Annotated in this window: 11 protein-coding genes; 10 read left to right on the top strand and 1 reads right to left on the bottom strand. The window is 38.1% G+C overall.

Going from position 1 to position 13,133, the window contains the following annotated elements:
* The first annotated feature begins 304 nt into the window (after nucleotides 1-304).
* The 3 genes from A6J77_RS09050 to A6J77_RS09040 all read left to right on the top strand — a co-directional run bounded on the left by A6J77_RS09050 (nucleotide 305) and on the right by A6J77_RS09040 (nucleotide 4,390).
* Nucleotides 305-571: a hypothetical protein gene (locus A6J77_RS09050; RefSeq protein WP_083070157.1), complete on the top strand. Its 267-nt coding sequence runs from the start codon at nucleotides 305-307 to the stop codon at nucleotides 569-571.
* Nucleotides 572-879: 308 nt separating this feature from the next.
* Complete coding sequence (locus A6J77_RS09045; protein WP_083070155.1) at nucleotides 880-2,520, top strand: peptide ABC transporter substrate-binding protein; 1,641 nt, start codon at nucleotides 880-882, stop codon at nucleotides 2,518-2,520.
* Between the two features lie 196 nt (nucleotides 2,521-2,716).
* Complete coding sequence (locus A6J77_RS09040) at nucleotides 2,717-4,390, top strand: peptide ABC transporter substrate-binding protein (protein ID WP_083070154.1); 1,674 nt, start codon at nucleotides 2,717-2,719, stop codon at nucleotides 4,388-4,390.
* A gap of 415 nt (nucleotides 4,391-4,805) precedes the next feature.
* Here the strand turns inward: A6J77_RS09040 and A6J77_RS09035 are convergent, their stop codons facing one another.
* Complete coding sequence (locus tag A6J77_RS09035; RefSeq protein ID WP_083070152.1) at nucleotides 4,806-5,180, bottom strand: DUF3899 domain-containing protein; 375 nt, start codon at nucleotides 5,178-5,180, stop codon at nucleotides 4,806-4,808.
* Nucleotides 5,181-5,241: 61 nt separating this feature from the next.
* On the opposite strand from A6J77_RS09035, the gene opp3b reads away from it, so the two are divergent.
* The 7 genes from opp3b to rnr all read left to right on the top strand — a co-directional run bounded on the left by opp3b (nucleotide 5,242) and on the right by rnr (nucleotide 13,132).
* On the top strand, nucleotides 5,242-6,186 hold the full coding sequence (gene opp3b / locus A6J77_RS09030) for an oligopeptide ABC transporter permease (RefSeq protein WP_083070151.1): 945 nt from the start codon (nucleotides 5,242-5,244) through the stop codon (nucleotides 6,184-6,186).
* 1 nt (nucleotide 6,187) lies between these two features.
* Nucleotides 6,188-7,228 (top strand): oligopeptide ABC transporter permease, encoded by a 1,041-nt coding sequence (opp3C, locus tag A6J77_RS09025; protein WP_039935894.1) that lies wholly within the window; start codon nucleotides 6,188-6,190, stop codon nucleotides 7,226-7,228.
* Nucleotides 7,229-7,242: 14 nt separating this feature from the next.
* Nucleotides 7,243-8,424 (top strand): ABC transporter ATP-binding protein, encoded by a 1,182-nt coding sequence (locus A6J77_RS09020; RefSeq protein ID WP_083070149.1) that lies wholly within the window; start codon nucleotides 7,243-7,245, stop codon nucleotides 8,422-8,424.
* The gene (locus A6J77_RS09015; RefSeq protein WP_107309486.1) at nucleotides 8,417-9,358 is read left to right on the top strand and encodes an ABC transporter ATP-binding protein; all 942 of its coding nucleotides are present in this window, start codon (nucleotides 8,417-8,419) and stop codon (nucleotides 9,356-9,358) included. The genes A6J77_RS09020 and A6J77_RS09015 overlap by 8 nt, the downstream gene beginning before the upstream one ends.
* 105 nt (nucleotides 9,359-9,463) lie before the next feature.
* Complete coding sequence (gene secG / locus A6J77_RS09010; protein ID WP_003143098.1) at nucleotides 9,464-9,697, top strand: preprotein translocase subunit SecG; 234 nt, start codon at nucleotides 9,464-9,466, stop codon at nucleotides 9,695-9,697.
* Between the two features lie 158 nt (nucleotides 9,698-9,855).
* Entirely contained in the window at nucleotides 9,856-10,614 is a 759-nt protein-coding gene (locus tag A6J77_RS09005; RefSeq protein WP_083070147.1) for an alpha/beta hydrolase, read from the top strand.
* Between the two features lie 4 nt (nucleotides 10,615-10,618).
* The gene (gene rnr, locus A6J77_RS09000; protein ID WP_083070146.1) at nucleotides 10,619-13,132 is read left to right on the top strand and encodes a ribonuclease R; all 2,514 of its coding nucleotides are present in this window, start codon (nucleotides 10,619-10,621) and stop codon (nucleotides 13,130-13,132) included.
* Nucleotide 13,133 lies beyond the last annotated feature (1 nt).

Raw genomic sequence — 13,133 nt, 5'->3', positions numbered from 1 at the left:
GATTTTAAAATTTAAAAAGGATTTTTAGGAGCGTAATTAATAGTGAGGATATTCATGGTGTATTTTTTAATAGCGTTTATGATTTTTCTAGCAAGAAATTGATAAGTTTCTCTGATGGTAGAAATTCATTAGTTCGAATAAAGTTTCATATAAATAATTTTTCCGTAATTATGTACGGGTCTAGTCCACATTTTTTGTTTTATTCGGTATACATAATGCAGTTCAAAAATTCAGAATTGGCAAACTATTATTAAAATCATAATTTTTGTGTAAAATAAAGGATGAATATTTGGGAGGAGTAATTATGTTTATAGTAGATTTAATTTCTAACATTCTCACTGGAATTGGAGCTATTCTATTCTGGCTATTAGCAATTTGTTTTATTCCTGTGATAATAGTAAGTCTTGATGATAATTTAAAAGTTAAATACCATAGCTTTGTTAATTTCTATAAGAAAACCTTTATGTGGTTACTTTTAATATTTGGAGTCTTTTTTGTTTTTATTATAATAATTTGGCTAGTTTCATTAACTATCGCTATTTTCGAGGGTATATTCCTCTTTTGGCTATAGTAACAGATTTGAAAACAAATAATTTCTCTTAAATTAGGGCAATTGCTTGCACCGATTTAGTCTCCATGACACTTTCGAATATTCAGACAGTTAACATCCTAGCGCAGGTACTTCGGTATCTGTGCTTTTTTTGCCTCCATCAACTTCAACTTAAGTGAAAACTGCGCATGTAATGTTGCATAAAATTTTAGAAATTCGGGCACGATTGTTTTTTCTGATAAATATTATAGCTTGATACCATTGACATAATAAAATAATGAGATAAAATGATATTTATATTAAAAATATGTTAGAAGTGGGAGATTTCAATGAAAATAAAAAAAAGTTTTTTGGTTACGCTAGCAACTGCGACTTTATTAGCTGCTTGTGGCAGTAATGGGGGGAATACCGAAGCAGCAGATGGGCAAGCGAGTGCAGTAGTTAATTACGTAGCACCAACTGAAATTGCTACGATGGACTCAGTATTAGTAACAGACATGAACAGTGCCAACTATATTGGACATGTTCAAGACGGCTTATACTGGGAAAGTGATGTAAATGAAATCCAGCCAGCCTTAGCTGAATCATTGCCTGAGGTTTCTGATGATGGGTTAACTTACACGATTAAAATGCGTGAAGATGCGACTTGGTCAAATGGCGATCCAATTACAGCACACGATTTCGTATATGCTATTCAACGATTAGCTAATCCAGATACGGCAGCACCATACTCATACTTATTAGCAGGATTTGAGAATGCAGAAGGTGTTTTAAGCGGTGAGCAAGCAGTTGAAGAATTAGGGGTAGAAGCATTAGACGATTACACAATTGAAATTCGTTTAGAAACACCAATTCCATATATTGAAAACCTATTAGCCTTCACACCATTATACCCTCAAAATCAAGCCTTCGTTGAAGAAGCAGGGGATGCATACGGTACTGATTCAGAAAATCTTGTTTTCTCAGGTCCATTTACAATGATTGATTGGGATGGTACAGGTTTAACTTGGTCATTAGTGAAGAATGACGACTATTACAATGCTGATGATATTGCCATTGATGAAGTAGATGTTCAAGTTGTCAAAGAAGTTTCAACTAACGTCAACCTATTTGAAGCTGGCGATGTTGACAACTCACTATTAACAGGTGAGTTAGCTAAGCAATATCTAAACCATGAAGATGCTGTACAACAAGCTAAAGCTAGAAACTACTGGGTATCCTTTAACTATAATAACGAAGTATTCCAAAACAAAAACCTTCGTGAAGCTATCGACTATGCAATCAACAATGAAGAATTAGCAACTAATGTTATCGGTGATGGTTCAAACCCCGTATCTACATTTGTACCAGAAAACTTTATCTTTAACCCAGAAACAGAAGAAGACTTTGTTACGGAAGTTGCAAGTGAAGATAAATACGATCCAGAAGAAGCAACAAGATTATGGACATTAGCACAAGATGAATTAGGTGTTGAAACGTTAACACTGAATTTACTAGGTGATGATGACGAGAAAAGTAAAACAACTGCTGAATATATTCAAGGACAAATTGCAAATAACTTACCAGGCGTCACTCTAACATTACAAAATGTACCTAAGAAAAACCGTTTAAGCCAGGAAGAAGCACGTGATTACGACCTAGTTATTACAGGTTGGGCTGCTGACTTTGCGGATGGTATTAACTTCTTTGAATTATTTGAAACTGATGGGCCATACAATCGTGGTGACTACTCAAATGAAGCTTATGATGCAGAAATTACAGCCGCTAAAGGTGAAAATGCCAATGATCCTGTAGCACGTTGGGAAAATTTTGTTGCCGCTCAAGAAGTATTAACTGAAGATGCAGCTTGGATTCCTTTATACCAAGAAGTAGAAACACAATTAAGAAATCCTAACTTAGAAGGCATTACTTTCCGATCTGTTGGTAACGAATTTGATTTACGTACAGCCACTTTAAACAATGCAGAATAAATACAATAATTGAACAAGTGACAAGACAACCGTTGATAAGATATCAACGGTTGTCTTTATTTATGAGTGGATTATGAATATTTTATGAAAATAATGAGAAGAAAAGATTGACAACGTATTCAAAATCTAGTAAATTATCTCCATGTTGTAATAAATATCTAATTAAGCAATTTGCTTAAATATGGAGGATGTTCTTATGGAAAGAAAAAGTTTATTTAAATCACTTGCAGTGATTGGTTTATCAGGTTTAGTACTAGCAGCCTGTGGTAATAGTAGTGACAATTCAGGTTCAAATGGTTCAGGCGAAAGCGAACAAGTATTGAACTGGACGACAACTTCTGAATTACCAACAATGGATACAACAATGGTAACAGATACAGTTTCATTTGATATGATGAACAACGTTAATGAAGGTTTATACCGTCAAAACGCTGAAGGTGAATATGAAGCTGGTGTATTAGACGGCGAACCGGAAATTTCTGAAGACGGTTCTGTATACAGATACAAAATTAAAGAAGATGCTACATGGTCAAATGGGGACCCTGTAACAGCTAATGACTTTGTATATGCATGGCAACGTTTAGTTGATCCTGATACAGCAGCGCCATACTCATACTTAGCGGACGGTATCATCCAAAATGCAACTGAAATCATCGCTGGCGAAATGGAACCTTCAGAATTAGGTGCTGTTGCAGTTGATGAAAAAACATTAGAAGTAACATATGCGAAACCCGTGCCATATTTGGAAGGTTTACTATCAATGGCACCATTCTACCCACTTAACCAAAAATATGTGGAAGAACAAGGTGATAGCTATGCAACTAACTCAGATACAGTTTTATATAATGGACCATTTGCCTTATCTGATTGGGATGGTACAAACTTGAACTGGTCATTAGTGAAAAATGATAGCTATTGGGATGCAGATAATGTTCAGTTAGATACAATTAAATACCAAGTATTAAAAGAAACTTCAACAGCACTAAACCTATTCGATTCTGGGGAAATTGACTATACAACAGTTTCGGGTGAATATGTGGCTGCTCGTGAGGGTGATCCAAACATGGATAACTCACCTGAATCATCAGTATTCTTTATTAAGATGAACCAAGAACGTAACGGTGAAGAGACACCATTAGCAAATACAAATATTCGTCGTGGTATCTCACAAGCGATTGATAAACAATCATTTGCAGACCAAGTGTTACAAAATGGCTCACTACCTGCTGACTATTTAGTACCAGAAGGATTAGCAAGTAACCCATCAACAGATGTTGACTTCCGAGAAGATTCAACTGAAGGTACAGGATTTGTTGACTATGATGTAGAAGCTGCTCAAGAAGCTTTCAATGCTGGTTTAGAGGAGTTAGGTACTGACTCAATTACACTTGAATTATTAGTAGATGATACAGAAAATGCGAAACGTTCAGCTGAATATATCCAAGGACAATTACAAACAAACCTACCAGGTTTACAAGTTCAAATTGTATCAGTTCCATTCAAGAACCGTGTAGCAGCTAATAACAGTCAAGACTACGATTTACAAATCTCAGGTTGGGGTGCTGATTATTCTGACCCAATTAACTACTTAGAATTATTCGTAACCGATGGAAACAACAACAACTCTGGTTACTCAAACGAAGAGTACGATGCGCTAATTCAATCAGCTTCAGATGAAACTGAAGACTTAGATAAACGTTGGAGCGATTTAGTCGCAGCTGAGTCTTTAATCTTAGAAGAAGCTGGTATCGCACCATTGTACCAACGTTACGGTGCTTACTTAGAGCAACCAACAGTTGAAGGCGTTGTTCACCACCAAGTTGGTGCATCGACTTCATTCAAATGGGCTTCAAAAACAGCAGCAGAGTAATTTGAGCTGATATTTGAAACTTATTGAAACAACCTGCCAAGCCTTGGCGGGTTGTTTTTATTATGATATGTGAGTAATGTTGACGCTAAATGATAATTGTGTTAGAATTTGTACTGCTTTTGGTGAATATTTCTAAGAGATTGACTAGAATATAAATAATTCTAGATATGTCACCAAATGGATTTATTTGCGTTTTAAGGCGCGTTAAGCTTGTAAGACCTGATAGTACTAAATGGGTAATAAAAAGGGCCTTAATCGCAGATTAAAACCAAATTGAAGGTGGGTTGATAGAGTTTTGCTTACTAGAAGTTAGGTAAGAAAATTAACATGATTAGGGAAGTTATGTTTCATCGCAATGATAACTAGAATAACATGTCAAAAAAAGGGCGGATAATTTGGTCCACCCCGGGTAATTCTATATAATGTAATAGGCGATTAGGAAGATTAAACTTATTGCTAATAAGCTGCCACCAATTTTTAGAAAGCCGATGTACCAGTTGCCAATTGATTGGGACAAAGTTTGTACATTTCTTTCTGAGTCATCATCATTTTTTGAATTATTTTGTGAGAAAACACTTGATTTCCACTTACGCCAGCTGTACTGAAACAGGTCAAAAGTCCCGTCTTTAAAGATTAATCCGAATAAACCAAGGATTAAAAAAGGCGCTGACAAGTAAAAGTAGCTATTGCTCAAGTAAAATAAAGTGATACCCTCTTGCAAAAAAATTGATATAATGAACGGTATCGTGGCAAAAAGCAAAAGGATGCTTTTCCAACGTTTATAAATCATTGATAGATCAAATCCTTTCAGATATGTCAATAATTTAACACAATATAGGAGGTGAAGCAATTTGAAATCGTATTACAAATATCTACTTCGAAGAGTATTTTATATGTTCTTAACAATATTTCTAATTGCAACAATTACATTTTTCTTAATGAAACTGCTTCCAGGTACACCTTTCCAAAATGAGGACCGGTTATCTGCGGAACAAATCATTATTATGAACGAACGTTATGGTTTGAATGATCCAGTGATCGTTCAATACGCACGTTACATGTTAGGTATTTTTACAGGTGATTTAGGTGTATCTTTCCAATTCTCAAATACACCAGTTACTGAATTATTAAGTAGCCGTATTGGACCGTCATTACAATTGGGTGGTCAAGCAATCTTGTTCGGTACATCATTTGGTATCATACTAGGTGTTATTTCAGCTATGTACAAGAATACTTGGATTGACTCTACTGCTACATTCGTAGCTATCTTGGGGCGTTCAATTCCTAACTTCGTTTTCGCGGTATTACTACAACTAGTATTTGCCGTACAACTAGGGTGGTTCCCAATCGCTTTATGGAACGGTTCATTTGTAGCAACAGTCTTACCGACATTAGCATTGGCCATTTCGCCATTAGCCGATTCAAGTCGTTTCATCCGTACCGAAATGGTCGACGTTTTGAATTCAGACTATATTGAATTAGCGCGTGCGAAAGGTTTGAGCAAAACAGCCGTAGCTTTCAAACATGGTGTACGTAATGCCTTAATTCCTCTATTAACATTGTTAGGGCCATTAACTGTTTCCTTGATGACAGGTTCAATGGTAGTAGAAAACATTTACGCAATTCCTGGTATTGGTGAGCAATTCGTTAAATCAATCCAAACAAATGACTATCCAACAATCATGGGTATCACAATTCTATACTCATTCATGTTAGTGTCAATGTTATTAATTGTAGATGTGTTATACGGTATCGTAGACCCACGTATTCGTGTAAGTAATGAAGGAGGGGAATAAGATGGCTGAAAACAATCAATCATATAAATCAATTGCAGCTGACAAATTCCGCCCAGCTACGCAACATGACCACGTCGCTGAACGTGAGCAAATTGCTGGAGAGTCATTGAACTTCCTTCAAGATTCTTGGCGTCGTTTAAAGAAAAATAAAGTAGCGATTGTGTCCCTAGTGGTATTGATCATTATCGTCATTCTTGCTATTTTGGCGCCAGTGATTGCACCTGCAGATCCAAATGCGCAAAACGTAGCCTTTGCTAACCTACCACCAAAGATTCCTGGATTGGAAAACTTTGCTTGGTTTGATGGTAAATCAGAAGTAGCCGGAACAGCTATTGACCAATACGCTACCAATAATGTACCAGAGGGCGTTTACTACTACTTAGGTACTGACGCTTTAGGACGTGACTTATTATCACGTGTCTTATACGGTACACGTGTATCGCTATTTATCGGTATGATGGCTGCCTTATTCAACTTAGTAATCGGTGTACCTTACGGTATTATTTCAGGTTGGAATGGTGGTCGTATTGACAACATTATGATGCGTTTCTTAGAAATCCTATCAGGTGTACCGAACTTGGTTATCGTAATCCTAATGTTATTAGTATTACAACCAGGTATCATGTCAATCATCATTGCATTAGCAATTACAGAGTGGATTTCAATGGCTCGTGTAATTCGTGCGCAAACAATGAAAATTAAAAACCAAGAGTACATCTTGGCTGCCCGCTCTTTAGGTGAATCTGCATGGAAAATTTCTTTCCGTCACATCTTACCTAACCTGTCAGGTATTATTATTATCCAAACAGTATTCTCAATTCCGTCTGCGATTTTCTTCGAAGCGTTCTTGAGTTTCATCGGTTTAGGTATTCCAGCACCAAATGCTTCTCTAGGTACATTAATCAATGATGGATACAAGACATTTAGATTCTTGCCTCATTTAATGTGGTACCCAGCGGGTGTAATCTGTATCGTCATGATTGCATTCAACATGTTAGCAAATGGTTTGCGTGATGCTCTAGATCCAAAAACGAATGATTAAGGAGTTGAGCAGAATTGAGTAATAAAACAGAAAACATTTTAGAAGTAAAAGACTTAGAAATTAATTTCAAAACGTATTCTGGTGATGTTCAAGCCATTCGTAAAGTGAACTTTGACTTGAAACATGGGGAAACGTTAGCAATCGTAGGTGAGTCTGGTTCAGGTAAATCTGTAACTGTTCGTACCGTAATGCGTTTATTAGCCAATAACGCTGATGTTAAAGGTGGCCAAATCCTTTTTAACGGCGAAGACTTATTGAAGAAATCTGAAAAAGAGATGCAGGGTATTCGTGGTAAAGATATCGCTATGATCTTCCAAGATCCGATGACTTCATTAAACCCTACAATGAAAATTGGTAAGCAAATTGCTGAACCAATTATCTTACACCAAAATAAATCTAAAAAAGAAGCCTATGCAAGAGCGGAAGAATTACTAGAATTAGTAGGTATTCCAAAAGCACACGAACGTATGGACCATTATCCACACCAATTCTCAGGTGGACAACGTCAACGTATCGTTATTGCGATTGCCTTGGCATGTAACCCACGTGTCTTAATTGCGGATGAGCCAACAACGGCCTTAGATGTAACCATCCAAGCACAGATTCTTGAATTAATGAAAGAATTACAAGATAAAATTGATACATCAATCATTTTCATCACTCATGACTTGGGTGTTGTTGCAAACGTTGCTGACCGTGTTGCCGTTATGTACGCTGGTAAAATCGTTGAATACGGTGATGTTGACGAAATCTTCTTTAACCCACAACATCCTTATACATGGGGGCTAATCGGTTCAATGCCAACATTAGATACTGCAGGTAAATTGGTTTCAATCCCAGGTACACCACCAGACTTATTGGACCCGCCAAAAGGTGACGCCTTTGCCTTACGTTCTGAATACGCGATGGAAATTGATTACGAGGAAGAACCACCGTTGTTCCAAGTATCGCCAACACATGCCGCTGCAACTTGGCTATTACACCCAGATGCACCAGCAGTAGAAGCGCCAGCTGAAATTCAACGTCGTCACAAAATCTACGAAAGCCTATCAAAAGGTATCGTGCCAGAAGGCTACAACGATGGTGCACCTCGCGTAGATTTAGATGAGCATACTGAAGTGGTTACATCAGCTGATATTGAAGGTGTGGTTGCTACAGGTGGAGTAGATATGGAAGGAGATGACGCAATTGGCTAATGAGCAAGAACCAATTTTAAAAGTTAGAAATTTAAAACAATACTTCAATGAAGGCTCAAAAGGTGAAGTACGCGCCATTGACGATATCTCTTTTGACATTTTCAAAGGTGAAACATTTGGTTTAGTTGGTGAGTCTGGTTCTGGTAAAACAACTACCGGACGTGCTGTTATGCGTTTATACCAACCAACTTCAGGTGAAATCATCTTTGAAGACAAAGATATTGCTTCATTAAAAAACCGTCGTGATATGTTAGACTTCCGTAAAGACATCCAAATGATTTTCCAAGATCCGTACGCATCTTTAAACCCTCGTATGAAGGTTGAAGACATTATTGCTGAAGGTCTAGAAATTCACGGTTTAGTGAAGACAAAAACTGAACGTAAAGCGAAAGTCGCTGATTTACTAGAGCAAGTTGGGTTAAACCCACAGCATGCTACCCGTTACCCACATGAGTTCTCTGGTGGACAACGTCAACGTATCGGGATTGCACGTGCACTTGCAGTGGCACCAAAAATGATTGTAGCGGATGAGCCAATTTCAGCCCTTGACGTATCGATTCAAGCCCAAGTAGTTAACTTGCTTGAAGAATTACAAAAGGACTTTGGCTTAACATTCCTATTCATCGCCCATGACCTTTCAATGGTGAAATACATTTCTGACCGTATTGCCGTAATGTATATGGGTAAAATAGTGGAACTTGCTGATGCTGACGAATTGTATTACCACGGTCTACACCCTTATACGAAGAGTCTTTTATCTGCAATTCCTTTGCCAGATCCAATCTACGAACGCAACCGCCAACGTATTACTTACAACCATGAACCTTTCAAAGGTGACGAATCAATGGTTGAAATCGCACCAAACCACTTTGTATACTGTTCACCAAATGAAGTTGAATTATATAAAGAAATGCGTGCAAACCAAGGCGAATAATCAAATAGAAAAGGTGACTTCGGTCGCCTTTTTTCTTTGTCCACAATTGTATGTCAACCATACTTATGGTAGAATAACTAGGACAATAAAACGGAGGGGTATCTTTTGTATAATATATTATTAACCATTCTAATTATTATCGCCTTTTTACTAATTCTAGTAGTTGTTGCACAACCTTCTAAAGGAAACAGTGCAAGTAACTTAACTGGTGGTGGCGATGCAATGTTTGGTAAAAAGAAAAAAGCACGCGGATTTGAAGCTGTTTTAAATCGATTTACAATCATCTTAGGTGTAGCCTTTATGGTGATTGCCTTACTATTAGCAAACTTATCTTCATAACATTTGGGCGGTTCTGCTAGGGGACCGCTATTTTTATGCCTTTCGTTTGCTGATGACAATGCAATTAATTGATTTAAAAGCGAATAAAACTTACAATGGAATAGCGAAGTCATTATGTATAAAGGATGATAATATATTAAGATTGAGAGTGGATATGCATGCAAGCAAAATTACCAGAACCATTTTTTTTTGAAGGTGATGAAAGGGCAGTAATTCTTTTCCACGCCTTTACAGGTACTTCGAACGACGTGCGGATGTTAGGACGTCGGTTAAATCGTGAAGGTTACACTGTTTATGCACCTCATTTAACAGGACATGGCACTATGAACGTATTCGATTTAATTAAGGAAGGCAATCCAGCTGCATGGCTACAAGACGGTCAAGATGCCTACGATTTTATGGTTGAAAAAGGCTATAAGCAGATTGCAGTTTTTGGCTTGTCATTAGGTGGGACAGTGGCTACCTCAGTGATTTTAAATAATCCGGCAATTGGTGGGGGCGTATTTAATACACCTGTTGTCACAAATCAAGCTATTACTGATTCCAATGTACCAACATCCTTTATGACCTATGCCCGAAAAGTCCAAGAATATGCTGGTAAGAGCGAAGCAGAAATTAACCAGTCGGACGACAAATTAGCCCAGCAATTACATACAACCCTTACTGGTGTACATGCCATGAACCGTGATTTGAGCGCACGACTAGATGAACTGAAAGTGCCATTCTACATCGCAGCCTCTGGTCAAGATGAACTAGTTGACCCAACCGCTGGTGAGCAGTTTGCAGATGCCATTACCACTGCACCCGTTCATCTAAATACCTTTATTTCAGCAAGGCATGTGATCACGGTCGGTAAATACCACCACGAATTTGAAGACACAGTATTAGAATATTTAACCAACCTAAATTGGGAGTGAAATAGTGAGTAGAAAAATTAATTATATGAAAAAAGAAATCCTTGCCGAGTTGGCGAGTTCAGAAGAAAATTACACAGCACAAACTTTAAGCCAAGCCTTGTCTTATGACCAAGCAGACGATTTTGCCGATTTGGTGAAAACCCTCGCTAAATTAGAGCAAGCTGGTGACATTGCCATTACAAGTAACGGCACTTTAAGTATCAAACAAGACAAAACCACTTATACAGGGGTATTTACCCAGAATGCACGTGGATTTGGTTTCGTCAAAACTGATGAACTTGAAAAAGACATTTTCATCGGTAAAGGCAAAACCAATGGTGCTTTGCAAAATGACGAAGTGCGGGTAAAAATCACCAGAGAAGCTCATCCTGCCAATGATAAGTCAGCTGAAGGTGAAATCGCTGAAGTATTAGTGCGCCATACGACACGTCTTACAGGTGAGTTTACGCCCTTTAACGATAATGATAAAGCGTCAACAGGTTTTATCGGTAGCGTGAAACCCCAAAACCATGGTTTAGACAACTTAACCGCCTTGGTAAGACCAGACGGATTACATCCAGTAGAAGGTGAAATCGTTGTTGTCGAATTAGTGGATTATCCAGATGACCAACACCCATTTGCAGTAGTGGGTAACGTCATCCAACAAATCGGTCATAAAAACGAGCCAGGTGTAGATATCCTCGCCATTTTAAACATGTTTGAAATTCCGCATGAATTCCCTAATGAAGTTTTAGATCATGCCAATGAAGTGCCTGAAACCATCTCAAATGATGACTTAAAAGGACGTAAGGACCATCGTGACCTGTTAACTATTACAATTGATGGAGCAGATGCAAAAGACTTGGATGATGCCATCTCATTAAGTAAATTGTCAAACGGGAACTTTCAATTAGGCGTTCATATTGCTGACGTGTCTTATTATGTGACAGAAGATTCAGCTATGGATAAAGAAGCCTATGAACGCGGGACGTCAGTTTATCTAACAGACCGGGTAGTCCCAATGTTACCGCAACGTTTATCTAATGGTATATGTTCATTACATCCAGATGTGGACCGTTTAACAATGACAGCTATCATGGAAATTGACCATAACGGCGGTATTGTTGATTATGATATTCATCCGTCAATTATCCACTCAGATTACCGAATGACTTATTCAGATGTGAATGCCATTATCACAGATAATGATCCAGCATTACGGGAAAAATACAGTGAAATCACTGATATGTTGGAAAATATGGCTGCCTTACATGAGATTTTATACAATAAACGTGTTAGCCGTGGTGCCATTGACTTTGATTCTCGTGAAGCGAAAATTATAGTTGACGGTGAAGGTCATCCCACAGCGATTGAAATGCTTGATCGTGGCGTTGGGGAGCGGATGATTGAATCGTTCATGTTATCAGCCAACGAGACAGTTGCTGGCCATTTCACAAGGAAAGTATTGCCATTCATCTACCGTGTCCATGAGCAACCGGATGAAGATAGGATGCAACGTTTCCTAGAATTTGTGACGGCCTTTGGTATTGTGCCACAAGGGACAAAATCTTCTATCCGTCCAAAAGATATTCAAAATGTCTTGCGCGAGGTTGAAGGCGAGACTTTCCAACCGGTTGTATCCATGATGTTACTGCGTTCGATGAAACAAGCAAAATACGATATTGAACCAATCGGCCATTATGGTTTGGCAGCTGAAGATTACACCCACTTCACATCCCCAATCCGTCGTTACCCAGACTTGATTGTTCACCGTTTAATTCACTTCTATGAAAGTCATGCACGTCCAAATGCAGACAAACAAGAGAAGATGAAGATGAAATTATCTGATATCGCAGAACATTCTTCCAAGATGGAACGTCGTAGTGTGGATGCTGAACGTGAAACGGATAGCTTGAAGAAAACAGAATTTATGCTGGATAAAATCGGGATGGAATTTGAAGGAATCATTTCGTCGGTTACTGGTTTTGGTTTATTCGTTGAATTATCAAATACAGTTGAAGGTTTAGTCCATATTTCTATGCTAAAAGACGATTACTACAACTTTGTAGCTAGCCACTTAGTAATGATTGGGGAGCATACTGGTAAAACTTACCGTATTGGGGACAGAGTGACTGTTAAAGTGATGGATGTTAACACAGATACACGTGACATCGATTTTGTCATTGTGGAGCGTGAAGATAACAGTGAATCAACTAGTTTACAGCGTCAAGAGAACCGTAAAGGTGGCCGTGGCAATAAGGGCCGTAAAGGCAACAATAGAAGCCGTAGACGTCAACAAGATAAAGAGTCAAATGGTGGCAACCGCCGAATTGACCAATCTGGTGCTAGCAAGTCCCATAATGGGAATAAGAACAAGCACACAGGTAAACCAGTTCAAAAGAGTAAAAAGTCCGCTAGCAAGCCACAGAACGGAAAAGCTAGCGGTCAAGGGCAAAATAATAAGCAAAATACCAATAGTAAGAGCAAAAAATCAAATCAAAAACGAAGCTTTGTCATTCGTCAAAGTAAACGCAAATAAA

Source organism: Aerococcus viridans, from assembly GCF_002083135.2.
Classification (GTDB): domain Bacteria; phylum Bacillota; class Bacilli; order Lactobacillales; family Aerococcaceae; genus Aerococcus; species Aerococcus viridans_C.
The sequence above is the reverse complement of the archived record's forward strand: the minus strand, read 5'-3'. Positions and strand labels throughout refer to the sequence as shown.

Excerpts from the sequence above, each read along its gene's own strand:
- A6J77_RS09050 (WP_083070157.1), top strand. The coding sequence starts at position 305 with ATGTTTATAGTAGATTTAATTTCTAACATTCTCACTGGAATTGGAGCT.
- A6J77_RS09045 (WP_083070155.1), top strand. The coding sequence starts at position 880 with ATGAAAATAAAAAAAAGTTTTTTGGTTACGCTAGCAACTGCGACTTTA.
- A6J77_RS09040 (WP_083070154.1), top strand. The coding sequence starts at position 2,717 with ATGGAAAGAAAAAGTTTATTTAAATCACTTGCAGTGATTGGTTTATCA.
- A6J77_RS09035 (WP_083070152.1), bottom strand. The coding sequence starts at position 5,180 with ATGATTTATAAACGTTGGAAAAGCATCCTTTTGCTTTTTGCCACGATA.
- opp3C (WP_039935894.1), top strand. The coding sequence starts at position 6,188 with ATGGCTGAAAACAATCAATCATATAAATCAATTGCAGCTGACAAATTC.
- A6J77_RS09005 (WP_083070147.1), top strand. The coding sequence starts at position 9,856 with ATGCAAGCAAAATTACCAGAACCATTTTTTTTTGAAGGTGATGAAAGG.